The organism is Streptomyces coeruleoprunus (genome assembly GCF_039542925.1).
GTDB classification, from domain to species: Bacteria; Actinomycetota; Actinomycetes; order Streptomycetales; family Streptomycetaceae; genus Streptomyces; species Streptomyces coeruleoprunus.
Genome location: NZ_BAABIT010000001.1, coordinates 4,326,902 through 4,344,035 on the forward strand (window position 1 = coordinate 4,326,902; position 17,134 = coordinate 4,344,035).

15 protein-coding genes are annotated in these 17,134 nt (G+C 72.0%); 7 read left to right on the plus strand and 8 right to left on the minus strand.

Annotated elements, in window-relative coordinates; translation table 11 throughout:
* Positions 1–408 carry a DUF3224 domain-containing protein gene (locus ABEB09_RS19360; RefSeq protein ID WP_345691180.1) on the minus strand — a complete coding sequence of 136 codons (408 nt, stop codon included), beginning with the start codon at positions 406–408 and terminating at the stop codon, positions 1–3.
* Positions 409–510: 102 nt separating this feature from the next.
* On the opposite strand from ABEB09_RS19360, the gene ABEB09_RS19365 reads away from it, so the two are divergent.
* The 3 genes from ABEB09_RS19365 (at position 511) to cpt (ending at position 3,219) form a co-directional block, all read left to right on the plus strand.
* Entirely contained in the window at positions 511–1,482 is a 972-nt protein-coding gene (locus tag ABEB09_RS19365) for a helix-turn-helix transcriptional regulator (protein ID WP_345691181.1), read from the plus strand.
* Between the two features lie 371 nt (positions 1,483–1,853).
* Entirely contained in the window at positions 1,854–2,624 is a 771-nt protein-coding gene (locus ABEB09_RS19370; protein ID WP_345691182.1) for a GNAT family N-acetyltransferase, read from the plus strand.
* 61 nt (positions 2,625–2,685) lie between these two features.
* A complete protein-coding gene (gene cpt, locus ABEB09_RS19375) occupies positions 2,686–3,219 on the plus strand; it encodes a chloramphenicol phosphotransferase CPT (protein WP_345691183.1) in 534 nt (177 codons plus the stop codon).
* A gap of 30 nt (positions 3,220–3,249) precedes the next feature.
* Here cpt and ABEB09_RS19380 read toward each other — a convergent pair whose 3' ends face one another.
* The 3 genes from ABEB09_RS19380 to ABEB09_RS19390 form a co-directional block, all read right to left on the minus strand.
* Entirely contained in the window at positions 3,250–3,537 is a 288-nt protein-coding gene (locus ABEB09_RS19380; RefSeq protein WP_345691184.1) for an SCO0607 family lipoprotein, read from the minus strand.
* Between the two features lie 115 nt (positions 3,538–3,652).
* Positions 3,653–3,982, minus strand: coding sequence for a putative quinol monooxygenase (locus ABEB09_RS19385; RefSeq protein WP_345691185.1), 330 nt, complete (start codon positions 3,980–3,982; stop codon positions 3,653–3,655).
* Between the two features lie 100 nt (positions 3,983–4,082).
* Positions 4,083–4,826, minus strand: a complete 744-nt coding sequence (locus ABEB09_RS19390; protein WP_345691186.1) for an IclR family transcriptional regulator — start codon at positions 4,824–4,826, stop codon at positions 4,083–4,085.
* 165 nt (positions 4,827–4,991) lie between these two features.
* Here ABEB09_RS19390 and ABEB09_RS19395 point away from each other — a divergent pair, with 165 nt between their 5' ends.
* From ABEB09_RS19395 to ABEB09_RS19405, 3 genes are all read left to right on the plus strand, one after another.
* Positions 4,992–5,822: an LLM class F420-dependent oxidoreductase gene (locus ABEB09_RS19395; protein WP_345691187.1), complete on the plus strand. Its 831-nt coding sequence runs from the start codon at positions 4,992–4,994 to the stop codon at positions 5,820–5,822.
* Between the two features lie 160 nt (positions 5,823–5,982).
* Positions 5,983–8,571 carry a bifunctional FO biosynthesis protein CofGH gene (locus ABEB09_RS19400; RefSeq protein WP_345691188.1) on the plus strand — a complete coding sequence of 863 codons (2,589 nt, stop codon included), beginning with the start codon at positions 5,983–5,985 and terminating at the stop codon, positions 8,569–8,571.
* A 493-nt stretch (positions 8,572–9,064) separates the two neighbouring features.
* The gene (locus ABEB09_RS19405) at positions 9,065–10,186 is read left to right on the plus strand and encodes an ADP-ribosylglycohydrolase family protein (protein ID WP_345691189.1); all 1,122 of its coding nucleotides are present in this window, start codon (positions 9,065–9,067) and stop codon (positions 10,184–10,186) included.
* Here ABEB09_RS19405 and ABEB09_RS19410 read toward each other — a convergent pair.
* The 4 genes from ABEB09_RS19410 to ABEB09_RS19425 form a co-directional block, all read right to left on the minus strand.
* A complete protein-coding gene (locus tag ABEB09_RS19410; RefSeq protein ID WP_345691190.1) occupies positions 10,171–11,706 on the minus strand; it encodes a sodium:solute symporter family protein in 1,536 nt (511 codons plus the stop codon). The two genes, ABEB09_RS19405 and ABEB09_RS19410, sit on opposite strands and share 16 nt — an antisense overlap.
* A gap of 514 nt (positions 11,707–12,220) precedes the next feature.
* Complete coding sequence (locus ABEB09_RS19415; protein WP_345691191.1) at positions 12,221–12,421, minus strand: DUF397 domain-containing protein; 201 nt, start codon at positions 12,419–12,421, stop codon at positions 12,221–12,223.
* 226 nt (positions 12,422–12,647) lie between these two features.
* Positions 12,648–13,508, minus strand: coding sequence for a helix-turn-helix domain-containing protein (locus tag ABEB09_RS19420; RefSeq protein WP_345691192.1), 861 nt, complete (start codon positions 13,506–13,508; stop codon positions 12,648–12,650).
* A gap of 301 nt (positions 13,509–13,809) precedes the next feature.
* Positions 13,810–14,544: a GOLPH3/VPS74 family protein gene (locus tag ABEB09_RS19425; RefSeq protein ID WP_345691193.1), complete on the minus strand. Its 735-nt coding sequence runs from the start codon at positions 14,542–14,544 to the stop codon at positions 13,810–13,812.
* Positions 14,545–14,722: 178 nt separating this feature from the next.
* Between ABEB09_RS19425 and ABEB09_RS19430 the strand changes: the two genes are divergently transcribed.
* On the plus strand, positions 14,723–17,038 hold the full coding sequence (locus ABEB09_RS19430; protein WP_345691194.1) for a D-alanyl-D-alanine carboxypeptidase: 2,316 nt from the start codon (positions 14,723–14,725) through the stop codon (positions 17,036–17,038).
* The last annotated feature ends 96 nt before the right edge of the window (positions 17,039–17,134 follow it).

Sequence of the window (17,134 nt, forward strand, 5' to 3'; positions counted from 1 at the left end):
TCACCCGAGGTCGTAGTCGAAGGTGTACGGGAAGGACGGCTCGCCCTGCCGGTAGGTGAAGCCGCCCGTCCCGCGCAGCCCGGTCAGTTCTCCGGTGCCCGTCCCGGGAACGACCTCGAAGGAGCAGTGCACGGTGCCGGCGTCGTCGAACGAGCCGCGCTCCTCGACGACGAAGGTGCCCTCGCGCCCGTCCAGCCGTCCGGCCAGCAGCTCCATGCCGGTGAAGGTGCCGGCCTTCTCCGTGACGTAGACGATCGTGTACTCGCAGGTGGTGCCGGAGGCTTCGACGCCGCCGGAGAAGGTGTTGGTGGCGGAGGCGCGGGCGAGCTTCGGGCTCGCCTCGCCGGAACCGGCGGTGCGCTCTTCCCAGTGGGCGCAGGTGATGTGGCCGGAGGTCTGCGCGGGCATGGACGTCCTCTCGATGGGCCGCACGGCTCGTCCGCGCGGTGTGCGCCCAGCCTGATCGTCGTACCTGACATCTCCTGTCAGGTACGCGGGAACAATGGCTCCATGCGCGCCGACCGGCTTCTCTCCCTGCTGCTGTTGCTCCAGAACCGCGGGCGGATGACCGCCTCCGAGCTGGCCGCGGAGCTGGAGGTGTCGGTCCGTACGGTCTACCGCGACGTCGAGGCGCTCAACGCGTCGGGCGTCCCCGTCCGCACCGACCGCGGGCCGGCCGGCGGCTACCGCCTGATGGACGGATACCGCACGCGGCTGACCGGGCTCACCGACGCCGAGGCCGGCGCGCTGTTCCTCGCGGGAGCGCCCGGCCCGGCGAGGGACCTCGGTTTCGGCGCGGTCCTGGCCACGGCGCAGCTCAAGGTGCAGGCCGCCCTGCCGGCCGACCTGGCGGAGCGCACCCGGCGCGTCCAGGACCGGTTCCACCTCGACGCACCGGCCTGGTTCCGGGACGCCGATCCGGTCGAGCATCTGGCACAGGTCGCGCAGGCGGTGTGGGAACAGCGGGTGCTGCGCGTCCACTACCGGCGCTGGCGAGGTGACGTCCACCGGGAACTGCGTCCGCTCGGCATCGTCCTCAAGGGCGGCATCTGGTACGTGGTGGCCCGTGCCGGCGAGGACGTACGGACCTACCGGGTGTCACGGTTCCTGGCCGTGGACATCACCGACGAGGCCTTCGAGCGGCCGGCCGCCTTCGACCTCGCCGCGTACTGGGAGGAGTCCTCCCGGCGCCTGGAGGGCGCGCTCCACCAGGGAACCGCGCGGCTGCGGATATCGCCCCGGGCCCAGCGGCTGCTGCCCATGCAGTTCGGCGCGGCGGGCACGCGGGCCCTCGCAGACGCCGGCCCGCCCGACCAGGAGGGCTGGGTGCACGTGGAGATGCCCGTCGAGGCGCAGGCCGTCGCGGTCGGCGACCTGCTCAGGCTCGGCGTGGAAGCAGAGGTGCTCGACCCGCCCGAACTGCGGCAGGCCATCGCCGACGCCGTAGCGGTGCTGGCACATCGGTACGCGGCAGCGCCCTGAAAGGTCACGCGCGTGCGGCTCGGCGGGCGGGCGTGTGGAGGATGCCGTTGATCAGGACGTCCAGGCCCCAGGTGTCACGGTCGCCGGGGGACAGGAGCGCCTGCCGCAGTGAGCTGGCCACCGATCACACCGCCGACTTCACGACGGCCTGACACTCCGCACCCTCATCCTGAGAACCGCCGTTGCCGATCAGCCGCGCAGCGTGCGACAGTTGATCGAATCCGCGGCAGCGGTACCCACACCCCCACACGGCAAGGAACGAAGCCAATGAACTCGGCGCCCCTCGGGGGCCGCCGTCGGCTGCGCCCTCACGGCGGCCCCACAGCTCATTGATTCCTTTCTCCTTCGCTGTATGTGAGGTCGACATCACCATGGACGCCAACGTCCAGAGCTTTGCCGTGGCCAACCTTCGCCGCCGTCCCCTCGTCGTCGAGACCGGGGGATTCGTCGCGGGGTTCGATCCCGGCACCACCAGCCCGTACATCAACTACGCGACGCCGCTGCCCGGCGCCGAGCCGACGGCGCGTGACGTTGCCGCGCTCGTCGCGGCGTTCCGGGAGCGCGGGCTCACGCCCCGGCTCGAGTTCGCGCCCGATGCGGCGCCCGCCGTGGAAGCCGCGCTGCGGACTGCGGGGTTCGCCACGGAGGAGGCGCACGAGTACCTCGTCTGCACCCCCGCCACGCTGACGGCTCCCACCGGGGACGTGCCGCGGGTGGAGGCGCCGTCCTGCGACGCGGACTACGTGGCGGTCGACGCCGCGCTGGCCGAGGCGTACGGAGGTGCGTTCGACCCGTCGCCGGAGGGTGCGGCGCGGCTGCGGCGTACGGACGAGGGCGGCGGAGCGGTCCGCTTCGTCCGGGCGCCCGACGGCGGCTGCGCCGGTGCCGCCATGTGCTCCGCGCCGGCCGTCGGCACGGCCGAACTGGCCGGTGTCGGCACCCGGCCGGCCTTCCGCGGCCGGGGCATCGCGGCCGCGGTGACCGCCGCGCTGGCCCGGGAGACGTTCGCGCGCGGCGCGGAGTCGGTGTGGCTGGAGTACGAGGGCGAGGGTTCGCGCCGCATCTACGCACGCGTGGGCTTCCGCCCCCGGGGCACGCGCCTCTACATGGTGCTCGCCCAGTCCGCCGACAGGGGATGGTGAGGACCGATATCCGTTTCGCGCCGCGCGGCAGACGTCCTACTGTGGCGCGGTGACGACTCGGATGATCATTCTCAACGGTGGTTCCAGCTCGGGGAAGTCCGGCATCGTACGGTGCCTGCAGGACGTACTGCCGGACCCCTGGCTGGCGTTCGGATGCGACTCGTTCGTCGACGCCATGCCCGCCAGGATGCAGGCCTCCGACGGGGGCATCGTCTTCGCGGCGGACGGCGGGGTGAGCGTCGGGGCGGACTTCCGGGCGCTGGAGGCGGCCTGGATGGAGGGCGTCGTGGCGATGGTCCGCGCGGGCGCCAGGGTCGTCATCGATGACGTCTTCCTCGGCGGAGCGGCCTCCCAGCAGCGGTGGCGGAACGCCCTGGGCGACCTGCCGGTGCTGTGGGTCGGCGTGAGGTGCGAGAGCGCGGTCGCGGCGGGCCGCGAGATCGCACGAGGAGACCGCACTCCGGGGATGGCCGCGTCGCAGGCGGCCATCGTGCACGAGGGGGTCTCCTACGACCTGGAGGTGGACACCACGCACGCCGAGTCCCTGGTGTGTGCGCGCACCATCGCCGCGCACCTCGGCCGATCGACGCGCTGACTGCGGGCGTCGGCGTCGGCGTCGCGGGGCTTAGGGGCCCTCGACGATACGCCCGTTCTCGTCGAGGAACCTGTCGTCCCAGTAACGGTCCCACTCGTCGCCCACGTACACCGGCACCTTGCCCTCCGGGTACCGCACCCAGCCCTCCACGGGCTCCTGCCCGTCGGGGACGCAGTCGCCACCGGTGTTCCGCACGGCCTTGACCGGGTACTGCCCGGAGCTGCACACCCGATCCTGGATCGCGCACCCGGTCAGGAGCACGGCGGCGGACGCACACACGAGGGCGACTGCGGCCAGGGGGCGTCGGTGGTTCGGCATGGGCACGGCCCTTTCTCGTCGGTGCGAGCAGTGTGTCGGGCTCGTGAGCGCATGCGATTGAGTACGCGTACTCAATCCGCCTGAGGAGCGTGCGGCGACGTCGAGGCGCGCCGGCTCAGGCGCGCGGGCTCAGCTCGGCCATCGCGCTCCAGCCCCGGGCGTCCGGGATGTCGACGTTGATGATCTCCGGGGTCGTGGCGATCGCGCCCGCCATCGCCTCCAGGCCGGCCTTGAAGTGGTCGGACCGCACGTGCACGGCGCCCGCGTCCGCGTCGGCGAAGGCCTCCAGGAGGACGAAGCGGTTCGGGTCCTCGACGTCGCGGGACCAGTCGAAGAAGAGGTTGCCGGCCTCGGCGCGGGTGGCGCGGGTGAAGTCGTCGACCAGGGTGAGCCACTGGTCGCTGTACTCGGGGCGGACGGTGAACCTGACAGCGATGAAGATCATGCCGTCCAGGGTCGTGGGCCGCCCCGTCCCCGGCCAGCCGACCCCGCCCGGATTCCGGCACGGTCGGAAAACGCGTGAGGAACGACGGGAACGACGGCACCTACTGGATCGCGCCCGCCGCCTCCAGCAGCGCCGCCCGCACCCCGCCCTGCCGCCTCCGGAACTCCGCCGTCGGCAGCGAGACCGACAGGGCGTGCAGCACGCTCCCGTCCCCGCTGCCGCGCAGCGCCACCGCCAGGCACGTGTACGCCGGGTGCGCCTCGCCCACCGACACGGCCACGCCCTGCGCGCGCACCCGCCGCACCTCGGCCTCGAAGCGCTCGGCGGCCGTGATCGTACGGTCGGTGAAGCGGGCCATCCCGTGGTCGGCGAGGTAGCGGCGGCGGGCCGCCCGGCCGACGCCCGCCAGCAGCGCCTTGCCGTGCGCGGTGGCGTGGGCCCGGGTCTCGGGGCCGGGGGTGAAGGGATGGCCGGCGTCGGTCACCGGGGCGGTGGTGTCGACGACGGTGATCAGACCGTCGCGGTACGCCGTGAAGTACGCCTCCGCCCCGGTCGCCCGCCGCAGCCGCGCCAGCGTCTCGCCGACGCCCGGAGCCAGCCCCACGTGCCGCTGGAACGACCGGTGCAGCGCCGCAACGCGGGGCCCGGGCGCGTATCCCCCCTCGGCCCGGACGAGGTGCCCGCGCGCGGTCAGGGGACCGAGCAGGTGGTAGACGGTCGACAGCGAGCACGCCAGCCGCCCGGCCAGCACCTTCGCCGCGACCGGCCCGTCGGCGTCCGCCACGAGATCCAGAATCTCGAGCGCCCGCTCGACGGACCGGGGACCGGGGGTGGCGTGGGGCATCGCGGATTCCTTCCGGGGGGACCCCGGCAGCCTACGCCGCCGCGGTCGGGCCGGCCCGCTCCCGGCCTGCCCACACCACCCGGCCGGCCCGTGGCGGAACCTGCCGTCGCACCCGAGACGTTGGCCCGCATGAGACGGCTCGGCCCACTGGGATCAAGGGGAACCATGCGCATCGCGACGACGATCTTCCTCACCGATGAGACCATCATCCCCGTACGGCTCGCCCGCGAGCTGGAGGAGCGTGGGTTCGCCGGGCTGTACCTGCCCGAGCACACCCACATCCCCGTCGAGCGGGCGACCGGTTACCCGCCCGGTGGTGAACTGCCGCGCGAGTACGGCCGGACGCTCGAACCGTTCATCGCGCTCGGGCAGGCCGCCGCCGTGACCGAGCGGCTGGCGCTCGGCACCGGCATCACCCTCGTCGCCCAGCACGACCCCATCGATCTGGCCAAACAGGCCGCTACCCTCGACCACCTTTCGGGTGGCCGTTTCACGCTCGGGGTCGGGTTCGGCTGGAACAAGGAGGAGGCCGCCGACCACGGCGTCGTCTGGCGGACGCGCCGCGCCCGCGTGCGCGACCACATGGGCCTGATGCGGGCCCTGTGGGCCGAGGAACCCACCGAGCACGAGGGGGACTTCGCGTCCGTGCGGGCCTCCCTCGCCCACCCCAAGCCCGTACGCGGCGGTGCCCCCCGCGTCCTCGTCGGCGGGGCCGCCGGGCCCACCCTGTTCGCGGACGTCGCCGCGTACGGCGACGGGTGGATGCCCATCGGGGGCAGTGGGCTCACCGAGAACATCCCCGCCCTGCGCGCCGTGTGGGAGCGGGCCGGCCGCGACCCGAAGGACCTCCAGGTCGTGCCGTACGCGGTGCGGCCGACGCCCGGCAAGCTCGCCCACTACGCCGACCTGGGCGTCCAGGAGGTCGTCCTGCAACTGCCCCCGGCGGGAGAGGACGAGGTCCTGCGCGTCCTGGACGACTACGCCAAGTACCTCTGAGCGAGCCGCCGGGCGGCGACGCGAAGTGTCTCGGGACGGCCGCGCCGAGTGTCGCCGGGCGAGCCCCGGGACGGCCACGCCTCGTGCCTCCGGGCGCGTGTCCCGGACGTCTGCCCCCGTACCCCCGAGCAGCCCCCCTCCCCGCTCGTATGCTCGGGGAATGACCTCCACGGGAACCGGACGCCGACCGACCGAGAACGCCATGCGCCGTGCCCTGAAGCGGGCCCGGGACGGGGTGGCGCTCGATGTCACCGAGGCCGCCGTACTGCTCCAGGCCCGCGGCCGGGACCTCGACGAGCTGGCCGCGACGGCCGGCCGGGTCCGGGACGCGGGCCTGGAGGCGGCCGGGCGGCCCGGTGTGATCACGTACTCGAAGAGCGTCTTCGTCCCGCTCACCCGGCTGTGCCGGGACCGCTGCCACTACTGCACCTTCGCGACCGTGCCCGGCAAGCTGCGCCGCGCCGGGCACGGGATGTTCATGTCGCCCGACGAGGTCCTGGACATTGCCCGCCGCGGCGCCGCACTCGGCTGCAAGGAAGCCCTCATCACCCTCGGCGACAAGCCGGAGGACCGCTGGCCCGAGGCCCGCGAATGGCTCGACGCGCACGGCTACGACGACACCCTCGCGTACGTACGGGCCATTTCCATCCGCATCCTGGAGGAGACCGGGCTGCTGCCCCACCTCAACCCCGGGGTCGTCTCCTGGACCGACTTCCAGCGCCTCAAGCCCGTCGCGCCCTCCATGGGCATGATGCTGGAGACCACCGCCGAGCGCCTGTGGTCGGAGCCGGGCGGCCCCCACCACGGCTCGCCCGACAAGGAGCCCGCCGTGCGCCTGCGGGTCCTGGAGGACGCCGGCCGCTCCTCCGTGCCGTTCACGAGCGGGCTGCTCATCGGCATCGGCGAGACGTACGAGGAGCGCGCCGATTCGCTGTTCGCGCTGCGCCGCGTGGCCCGCGCGTACCACGGCATCCAGGAGCTGATCATCCAGAACTTCCGCGCCAAGCCGGACACGGCCATGCGCGGCATGCCCGACGCGGAGCTGGACGACCTGGTGGCGACGGTCGCCGTGGCCCGCCTCGTCATGGGCCCCTCCGGCTGCCTCCAGGCGCCGCCCAACCTCGTCGACGGGGAGTACGAGCGGCTGATCGGCGCGGGCATCGACGACTGGGGCGGGGTGTCGCCGGTCACCATCGACCACGTCAACCCCGAGCAGCCGTGGCCGCAGATCGAGACGCTCGCGGCCCGGTCCGCCGCGGCAGGCTTCGAGCTGCGCGAACGGCTCTGCGTGTACCCGGAGTTCGTCCTGCGTGGCGAGCCCTGGCTCGACCCGCGGCTGCTGCCGCACGTCACCGCGCTGGCCGACCCGGCGACGGGCCTCGCCCGTGAGGACGTACGGCCGGAGGGGCTGCCCTGGCAGGAGCCCGACGAGGCGTTCACCGTGCCCGCCGGCCGCACCGACCTGCACCGCACCATCGACACCGAGGGCCGCAGCACCGACCGCCGCGCCGACTTCGACGCCGTGTACGGCGACTGGGACGCCCTGCGCGAGGCCGCCGCGCCCGGCATGGTGCCGCAGCGTGTGGACACCGACGTGCGGGACGCCCTGCGGCAGGCCGCCGACGACCCGACGCGGCTCACCGACGACCAGGCCCTCGCCCTGCTGCACGCCGACGGGCCCGCGCTGGACGCGCTGTGCCGGATCGCCGACGACGTCCGCCGCGACACGGTGGGCGACGACGTCACGTACATCGTCACGCGCAACATCAACTTCACCAACGTCTGCTACACCGGCTGCCGCTTCTGCGCCTTCGCCCAGCGCCGTACCGACGCCGACGCCTACACGCTCTCGCTGGAGCAGGTCGCGGACCGGGCCGCCCAGGCCTGGGACGTGGGCGCGGTCGAGGTGTGCATGCAGGGCGGCATCCACCCGGACCTGCCCGGCACGGCGTACTTCGACATCGCGCGGGCGGTGAAGGCCCGCGTGCCCGGCATCCACGTGCACGCCTTCTCGCCGATGGAGGTCGTCAACGGCGCGACCCGCACCGGCATGTCGATCCACGACTGGCTGACCGCCGCGAAGGAGGCGGGCCTCGACTCGATCCCCGGCACGGCCGCCGAGATCCTGGACGACGAGGTGCGCTGGGTCCTCACCAAGGGCAAGCTGCCGGCGGCCACCTGGATCGACGTCGTCTCCACCGCCCACGAGCTGGGCATCCGGTCGAGCGCGACGATGATGTACGGGCACGTGGACCAGCCCCGCCACTGGCTCGGCCACTTCCGCACGCTCTCCCGCATCCAGCAGGAGACGGGCGGCTTCACGGAGTTCGTCACGCTGCCGTTCGTCCACACCAACGCGCCCGTCTACCTGGCGGGCATCGCCCGGCCGGGACCGACGGCCCGCGACAACCGCGCGGTCACCGCGATGGCCCGGCTGCTGCTGCACCCGCACATCCCGAACATCCAGACCAGCTGGGTGAAGCTGGGCGCCGAGGGCGCCGCCGAGATGCTCCGCTCGGGCGCGAACGACCTGGGCGGCACGCTCATGGAGGAGACCATCTCCCGCATGGCCGGCTCCGGTTACGGCTCCTACAAGTCCCTGCGCGACCTGGAGGCCATCGCCGACGCCGCCGGCCGCCCGTCCCGGCTGCGGACGACGCTGTACGGGGAGGTGCCGGAGGAGCGGGCCACGACGGCCAGGTCGTCGGACGGGCACCTGCCCGAGCTGCTGCCCGTCCTCACCGACTGACGCCCGCGCGACGAGAAAAGGGGCGCCGCTCCGAGCCGGTGTCACGGCCCGGAGCGGCGCCCCGACGGGACGGTCACGAGGTATTGCACGGGGTCTCGGCCTCCTCCTCCGGCTTCGGTGCGGGCCGTGGACAGCAGCCCGACCGTCAGGGCCCGTATCGCCCCGCCGCGCCGTGGCCCGATGCCCCGGAAAGACACTCTTGGTGTCAAAAGTAACTCTCTCCTCTGCCGACAACTCCGCCGCCGCGCACCGACTTTCGGCCACGCGAGCGTATCCGCGGCGCCCCTGCGGCCGGTGGGGGAACGGTGCAGGTCACAGACGTGCGGGCGGCATGTTCGAGGAGTTGGACGCGGTGGCGTACGGATGTGATCCGGCCTGTCCTCGCTTGTCCCGGACTGTCCCGCGGAGAGCCCCGGACGCCCGGCGGCCGTTCGATTACAGTGCTGGGCCGGAGCAGTGCTGGGCGGAGTCACCACATGGGGGAGGGCCTGCGGTGAGTACCACGGCGGCAGCGGTCTGGGGCCGGGCCGAGCAGCAGGACTTCCGCGCCCGCGTACGGGGCTGTCTGCTCGGCGGCGCCATCGGCGACGCGCTCGGCGCGGGGGTCGCCGACCTGCCCGTCGAGGCCATCCGCGAGGTCCACGGCCCGGACGGCCCGGCCGAACCGGTCCCCGCGTACGGGCGGCGCGGCGCCGTCACGTCCGCCACACAGCTCACCCTGTTCACCGTGGACGGTCTGATCCGCGCCCAGGTGCGCCGCGACACCGGCGCCTGGCACCCGCCGACCGACGTCCACCGCGCCTATCTGCGCTGGGCGGCCACGCAGCGGGACTGGGGCCCCGACGAGCGCCGCAAGGACAACGGCTGGCTCGCCCGCGAGGAGTGGCTGTACACCCGGCGCGGCCCGGGCCGCGCCGTGCTCACCGGCCTCGCCGACGACGTCCTCGGCACGCTCGCCCGGCCGAAGAACCCCACCGCCAGGGACGCGGGCGCCGTCGTGCGCTCCGCGCCGTTCGGGCTGCTGGTCGGCTGGGAGCCGCACCTGGTGTGCCAGCTCGCCGTCGAGTGCGCCGCGCAGACGCACGGCCACCCCACCGCGTACCTCGCGGCCGGCGCGTACGCCGTGACCGTGCACGGGGTGGCGCGCGGCCAGGACATCGAGACGGCCGTACGCGGCGCCCTCACGCAGCTGTCCCAGCGCCCGGGGCACCAGCCGGTGACGGACGCCCTGGGCAAGGCCCTGTCGGCCGTACGCCAGGGGGTGCCCTCGCCGGAGCGGATCGCGTCGCTCGGCGACACCGACGGCGAGGCCGCCGAGGACGCGCTCGCCATCGCCGTGTACTGCGCGCTGGTCGGCGAGGACGTCCGGCACGGGCTGCGCCTGGCCGTCACCCACGACGGCCCGTCCGCCGAGACCGGGGCCCTGACGGGCGGGCTGCTCGGGGCGCTGCACGGCGAGACCGCCCTCCCGCCGGCCTGGCTGGCCGAGCTGGAAGGGCGGCCCACACTGCTGGAGCTGGCCGACGACTTCGCCATGGAGATGACGCAGGGCCCGGCCCTGCACACCGCCACGGCCGCCGCCCCCGGCTGGCTGGCCCGCTACCCGCGCGACTGACCGGCCGCCGCCCCGGGCAGGCCGGCCGCTCCCTCGGCGTCGCCGTCCTCGTTGATCTTGTCCAGTACGGCGTCCCGCTCAGGGGTGTCCTCCGGCTTGAGGAAGCCGATCAGGATGTACAGGACCAGCGAGGTCGCCACCGGCGAGACGATCTGGACCTGCAGCTCCACGCCGCTGATGCCGTAGTTGGTGAGCCAGAACGCGAACAGGCCGGCCGCCCACGACCCGAGCGCCGCCGTCGGCCCGGACCTGCGGAACGCCCGCAGCAGCCCCAGCATGAACGGGATCGCGATCGGTCCCATCAGCCCGGCCACCCACTTGATCACGACGGTGATGATGTCCTTGAACGTCGGCGAGTTGACCTGCGTGGCCACGGCCATCGACAGCGCCAGGAACGCCACCGTCGACCAGCGCGCGGCCAGCAGCGCCGCCCGGTGCGTCCAGCCGCGCGCCGCCTTCGACAGCACGGGCGCGATGTCCCGGGTGAACACGGCGGCGATGGCGTTGGCGTCCGATGAGCACATCGCCATCGTGTGGGAGAAGAACCCGACGATGACCAGACCGAGCAGGCCGTGCGGCAGCAGCTGCTCGGTCATCAGGGCGTACGAGTCGGAGGCGTCCGGCTTCTCCGGCGTCACCAGCAGCGGCGCGCACCACATCGGGAAGAACAGCACCAGCGGCCAGACGAGCCACAGCAGCGACGACAGGCGCGCGGACCGGGTCGCGGCGCGGGCGCTGGGCGTGGCCATGTAGCGCTGCGCCTGGTTCCACATGCCGCCGTTGTACTCGAAGGTCTTGATGAAGAGGAACGCCAGCAGGAACGTCACGGTGTACGGCCCGGCCGTCGGCTCCGCGTGCCCCTGCAGCTCGGGCCGGTCCCACACGGTCCACAGGGCGCTGACCCCGCCCAGCTCGGCGAGCACGGCGACCAGCATGGCGATGCCGGCGAAGAACTGGATCACGAACTGGCCCAGTTCGGTCAGGGCGTCGGCCCACAGCCCGCCGACCGTGCAGTAGATGCCGGTGACGACACCGGTGATGAGGATGCCCTGGTTGAGCGAGATCCCGGTGAAGACCGACAACAGGGTGGCGATGGCCGCCCACTTGGCGCCCACGTCGACGATCTTCAGCAGCACGCCGGACCAGGCGAGCGCCTGCTGCGTGGGCAGGTTGTAGCGGTTCTTCAGGTACTCCAGCGGCGAGGCCACCCGCAGCCGCGAGCGCAGCCGGTTGAGCCGGGGCGCGAAGAGGTTGGCACCGATGGCGATGCCGACGGCGATGGGGAACGACCAGGTGACGTACGAGGTGACGCCGTAGGTGTAGGCGATGCCCGCGTACCCGGTGAACATCACCGCGCTGTAGCCGGACATGTGGTGCGAGATGCCGGACAGCCACCACGGCATGCGGCCGCCCGCGGTGAAGAAGTCGCTGACGTTGTCCACGCGTTTGTGGGACCAGATGCCGATGGCCACCATCACGCCGAAGTAGCCGATGAGCACGGCCCAGTCGAGACTGTTCATGTGCCCCCTCCAGGGGTCCGCCTTGTGAACGCCACGGCACTTCGTCGGTTCCGTGCGGCCAGCGGGCGCCCCCGTGCGGGAGCGGGGACTTCGGGGATTGAACCGTCTGTTCGGGCGGGCGGTCAAGACCATAGATGGTCACGTATGTGAACGCAGGTCAGCTCGACGAACGGCTTTACCTGTTCTTGACCCTCGGTGCCGTTGTCGGCGCCCACGCCGCGGACACACGATGATCGGACACTTCGTCAGGCTCCGTACGCACGCACGCAGACGACCGCCCGGGACGCGGGTCCCGTGCGGTCGTGGGAGGGGGAGGCAGGCTGGGCAGGGGAGGAGGGGGCCGGGGAGGCCGGGTCGGGCGGTGCGCCCGCACCCACACTGGCAAGTACCGGTGGGTAAGTCGACCGGCACGTACGCAAAGGAGCGGAAAGAAACGACAAAGAGCCGAGCCCCCTCGGCCGGGACGGCGGACCAGTCGAGAGGGCTCTTCGGTGGTGCGGGGGGAGGGCAGGGCTCAGAGGGAGCCCGTGGTCACTTCCCGGACGAACGCGTTCCAGGCGTCGGACACGAACGTGAGGGACGGGCCCGCGGGAACCTTCGAGTCGCGGACGGCGATCGCCGCGACGACGGGGGACTTGACCTCGACGCATGCGCCGTTCCCCCCGGAATAAGAGGACTTGGTCCAAGTGTCCGTGGCACCCTGAATAATGGCCATGTTCTACGCTCCGGTTCTGGCTGGTAGGAGTCGCGCCAACCTTCAGGCTGGCGTGATCGACGCTACTCGCCGGCATCCGTGGGCGGGACAGGCGTTCACTCGACCGGATGGCATATTCACGGGCGGTCTTCCGCTGGGAGCCGGCCGGGGTGTACCGTGCCGGCTTCCTCTACGGCGGATCGGTCAATTCCGGAAAACCCCCACAACATGACCAGCGGGGGCCGGGTCAGCGACCGGCGTGGTCCTTGGCCACTTCTGCGATGAACTGCCGGGTCTGTTCCACGTTCAGCGCCTGGGCGCGCAGATGCTCGTACATCACGCTGTAGCGCTGCACGTCGTTCGGCTTCTCCAGATAGAGGTCGCTCGTGACGCCCTCGATATGGACGACGGACGAATCCGTCGCGTCGGGGAACTCCAGGATCGCGTAATGCCCGCTGATCCCCGGATGCGCGCCCATGTCGAACGGCAGCACCTGCACCGTCACATGCGGCAGATGGGACTGCTCGATCAGCGATTCCAGCTGCTCCACCATGAGCTGCTTGGAGCCCACGACCCGGCGCAGCGCCGACTCGTCGATCACCGCCCAGAGCCGCAGCGGCTGTTCGGCGTCCTTGATGCGCTCCTGGCGGCGCGTACGGACGTTGACGCGTTTCTCGATGTCGGCCGGCGAGGTCTCCGGCAGCGCCCCGGTGATCAGCGCTTCCGCGTACTGCCGGGTCTGCAGCAGTCCCGGCACGATCTGCGGCTCGTACACCCGCAGCGAGGCGGCGTCGGTCTCCAGGCCGATGTAGACGCTGTACGGGATGTCGCCGAACGCGTGCCACCAGCCTTGCTGACGCGAATCCTTGGCCATCTGCATCAGCGAGTCGACGATGCGGTGGTCCTCGACCTCGTACACCCCGCACAGGTCGCGGACGTCGCGCTGGCTGATGGAACGACGGCCGTTCTCCAGCCGGCTGATCTTCGACTGGGAGACCAGCAGCCGCTCGGCCACCTCTTCCGCCGTCATGCCTTTGAGTTCGCGCAGCCGGCGGAGCTCCTGACCCAGTCTGCGTCGCCTCACGGTGGGATTGACATTGGACGCCACGGGAACTGCACCTCCGGCTGCCTGACTGTTGCTGGCGTTGCTCTGCGTATCTACTGCTCAGCAGACTGCCACCAAAGGGCCGACGGCGCTGGAGAATTGCCACACGTGTGAGCATCCGCGAACGCGCGGGACCGCCCAGGGGGCCGTCCCGCGCGCTCCTGCGGCTCCCGGACCGGGTCTTCGGGGACGCCGGTGCGGCGGACGTGCGGATGTGCGAGGTGGTGCGGTGGTGCTGCGCTGCGTGATGCGCGCTGTGCTGCGTCGCTCCGGGCGTCGCTCGGTGCGCTGTTCAGTGCGCTGTTCAGTGCGCGGCGACGCGGGCCATGGACCCGGGGCGCGCCTGGGACCGCACCGGTACCGCGGCGGCCTGCCGGCCGGCGCCGCCCGGGGCGGGTGAACGGCGCGGCTGTGCGGCCACTCCGTTCTGGACGTCCATCACGGCGTGCGCCACGAGGCCGCCCATGGGGTCGTGCCTGATCAGATCCCGGAGCCGGGAGCGCGACGAACGCCCCTCGTTACCGGGGTAGAGGTGCTTGCCGAGCCCGACCGCGTGGGCCAGTGCGGCGAGCGCCGCGGTCCGCGGGTCCGGCGGTACGCCGGTGCGGATCGCCGAATCCAGCCGGGCCCTGATCTCCCGGCTGATCGCCGTGTCCGTCGCCTGGTAGCGAGTCGTCGGCAGCACCCCGCACATCTGGCCCTCGACGGCATGCACCATGCCGCACCGTTCCAGATGCGAGAGATACGTCTGGCGGAGCCCCAGTCGGGGCCCGCCGATCCAGTGGACGGCCCGTACCGGACTGCCGCGCCTGCGCAGCAGCTCCAGTGCGGAGTCCAATGTCGGATCTCCGGTCGGCCGTGGCATCACCACGGCGATACGATCCCCGTCTGGGGCTATCCGTCCTGCCAGAGCCAGCTCCACTAGCTGTGCTCCGGCGAGGCCGAGGTCGAGCGACTGCGGCTGCGCTGTGGTACCCGTGGCCGGGTCCAGAGCGAGCAGCAGAAGCTCCTCCGGAAGTGTTCTGCGGCTCCTGCCCATCCATGCCTCCCCGCGTGGATGAATGACAGGGTGACCCCTCTCACATTCATCTGTCGAGAGCGCCTGTGCGCTTCGTACGGGAACCGGCAGGTATGTCGTTCTCGTCTTGCACGGGAGCCAAGGGCTCACACAGGACACTGGTACATGGTTCGGACAACGCATTGGTTGAGGAGGCACGGTGGCGGGCGAGTCCCCCGACAAGTCGGAGCAGCGGAAGTCGCCGGGGGGGAAGGCTCCGGCCGGGCGGGATCCGAGGCTTGCCGCCTTCGGTGACGCTCCGTCGTCGGACGGGGACGGGAAGGCCGGTGCGAAGCCGGTGACCGTCGACCAGCCGACCGCGGTCTTCAAGGCGTTCACGCCTCCCAAGGATGCGGACAAGCCGGACGAATCGCACGAAACGCCCGCCAACTCGGAAGGGAAGCCCTCCGTTCCGGCCGCCGCCGCGCCCGTGGACCAGCCCACGGCGGTCTTCAGTGCCGTCCAGAGGCGCCCGGAGCGCCAGGGGGCTGTCGACCAGCCGACGGCGGTGTTCAAGGCCGTCGTGCCCAAGTCCGGCGCGGGCGCGTCGACTGGCGTGGCCGACAAGACGGACGAAGCGGAAAAGGCCGACAAGGCTGGCAAGGTCGACGAGGACGGCAAGGCCGGCAAGGCCGAGAAGGCCGCGCCGAAGTGGGCCACGGCTACGGACACGGACGAGGCGGAGTCGACGTCGGAGCCGGACGCGGACGCCGAGGCCGGCGCCGAGGCCGACTCGGACTCCGACTCCGACTCTGCGGAGGTTGCGGAGGCGGAGGCCGAGCCCAACGCCGAGGAGAAGGTGGAGGCCGAGCCGGAGGTCGACGCGAAGGCGGAGTCGGAGTCGAAGCCCGAGCCGAAGGCGGAGGCCAAGCCCGAGACCGGCGCCAAGCCGCAGCCGAAGTCCGCGACCCAGGAGAAGGCAGCCCCCGCCGCCGAACCCAAGCCCAAGCCCGAGCCCGTATCGTCCGACTCCGACTCCAACGCGGGCCCGGAGTCCGACTCCGGGTCCGACTCGGAGCGTACGAGCACGTTCGTGCCCCTGCGGGCCGACGACGTGCGCCCGGCGGCCCGTACCACCGTCCCCGCGCCCGCCCCGGCCCCCGCGTCCGCCGCCGTGACGGCGCCCGCGCCCGCGGTCACCCCGCCGTCGCTGACCGAGGCCGAGCGGACCAAGCAGCAGCCGATGCCGCCGCGGCCGCCGCTCGACCTGCTGGCCGAGCTGACGAACACGCCGCCTCCGCCGGAGACACCGGTCCGTACGCTGGTCAGGCGTATCAAGATCTGGACGCCGCTGGTCCTGCTGCTGGCGATCATCTTTGCGACCGCGCAGGTGCTGCGGCCGCTTCCGGAGCCGAAGCTCGCGATGTCCGTCGAGGCGACGTACACCTTCGAGGGCGGACAGCTGAAGATGCCGTGGCCGAACGACGGCCAGGGCGCGGTCGAGGTCGAGGGCGTCGGCGTCATCGGTACGTACGGGGCGCAGAAGCCCGCCCCGACGGCGAGTGTCGCCAAGACGATGACGGCGTACGTGATCCTCAAGAACCACCCGATCAAGGACATGAACGGCGGTCCGCTGATCGAGGTGGACCAGCTGACGGAGGAGCAGTCCCACAATCCGGACTGGTCCGTGGCGCACGTCAAGAAGGGGCAGAAGTTCACCGAGGGGCAGATGCTCCAGATGCTGATGATCCCCTCGGCGAACAACGTGGCGCATCTGCTGGCGCGCTGGGACGCCGGGACCGAGGAGGCGTTCCTCAAGAAGATGAACGACGCCGCCAAGGACCTCGGCATGACGAACACGACGTACACGGACCCGAGCGGTTTCGAGAAGACGACCGTGTCGACGCCGATGGACCAGCTGAAGCTGGCGAAGGCGGTCATGCAGTTCAAGCCGTTCCGCGAGATCGTCAACCTGCCCGACCTCACGCTTCCCGGCGTGCCGAAGATGTTCAACGGCAACGCGATCCTCTCCGAGGGCGGAGTCGGCGGTATCAAGACGGGCTCGTCCACGCCGGCCGGTGGCAATCTGCTGTGGGCCGCGTACACGAAGATCGACGGCGAGTACCGGAGGATCGTCGGCATCGCGATGGGCGCGCAGAACGCCACGACGGTGCGCGAGAAGCTGGACCTGGCGGTCAAGACGTACAGCCTCGGCCTCATCAAGGCGGCGCAGGAGGGTGTCACGTCGGCGACCGTCGTGAAGAAGGGCGACGTCGTCGGGTACGTGGACGACGGGCTGGGCGGCCGGACGCCGCTGGTCGCGACCCAGGACCTCAAGCCGCTCGGCTGGGCGGGTCTGAAGGTCGAGCTGAAGCTGACGGACGGCGGCAAGCGGGTGCCGGGCACGGCGGCGGAGGGCACGGTCGTGGGCGAGCTGTCGGTCGGTTCCGGTGGGGGCAAGGTGAGCGTGCCGGTCGCGCTCGAGCGGAACCTGGAGGAGCCGGGCTTCGGGGCGAAGCTCACGCGCATCGCCTGACGCGGCACACGAGGGGAGCGCCCCGGTGGTTCGACTGCCGGGGCGCTTCCGCGTGTTAGCGTCCGAGGCCGCACGGCAAGGCGCACGGCAAGGCGA

Bases quoted from the DNA above. Each gene is read 5' to 3' on its own strand.
- ABEB09_RS19365 (WP_345691181.1), top strand. From the start codon at position 511: ATGCGCGCCGACCGGCTTCTCTCCCTGCTGCTGTTGCTCCAGAACCGC.
- ABEB09_RS19390 (WP_345691186.1), bottom strand. From the start codon at position 4,826: ATGCCCCACGCCACCCCCGGTCCCCGGTCCGTCGAGCGGGCGCTCGAG.
- ABEB09_RS19415 (WP_345691191.1), bottom strand. From the start codon at position 12,421: ATGGCCATTATTCAGGGTGCCACGGACACTTGGACCAAGTCCTCTTAT.
- ABEB09_RS19400 (WP_345691188.1), top strand. From the start codon at position 5,983: ATGACCTCCACGGGAACCGGACGCCGACCGACCGAGAACGCCATGCGC.
- ABEB09_RS19425 (WP_345691193.1), bottom strand. From the start codon at position 14,544: ATGGGCAGGAGCCGCAGAACACTTCCGGAGGAGCTTCTGCTGCTCGCT.
- ABEB09_RS19395 (WP_345691187.1), top strand. From the start codon at position 4,992: ATGCGCATCGCGACGACGATCTTCCTCACCGATGAGACCATCATCCCC.
- ABEB09_RS19370 (WP_345691182.1), top strand. From the start codon at position 1,854: ATGGACGCCAACGTCCAGAGCTTTGCCGTGGCCAACCTTCGCCGCCGT.
- cpt (WP_345691183.1), top strand. From the start codon at position 2,686: ATGATCATTCTCAACGGTGGTTCCAGCTCGGGGAAGTCCGGCATCGTA.
- ABEB09_RS19410 (WP_345691190.1), bottom strand. From the start codon at position 11,706: ATGAACAGTCTCGACTGGGCCGTGCTCATCGGCTACTTCGGCGTGATG.
- ABEB09_RS19385 (WP_345691185.1), bottom strand. From the start codon at position 3,982: ATGATCTTCATCGCTGTCAGGTTCACCGTCCGCCCCGAGTACAGCGAC.
- ABEB09_RS19380 (WP_345691184.1), bottom strand. From the start codon at position 3,537: ATGCCGAACCACCGACGCCCCCTGGCCGCAGTCGCCCTCGTGTGTGCG.
- ABEB09_RS19360 (WP_345691180.1), bottom strand. From the start codon at position 408: ATGCCCGCGCAGACCTCCGGCCACATCACCTGCGCCCACTGGGAAGAG.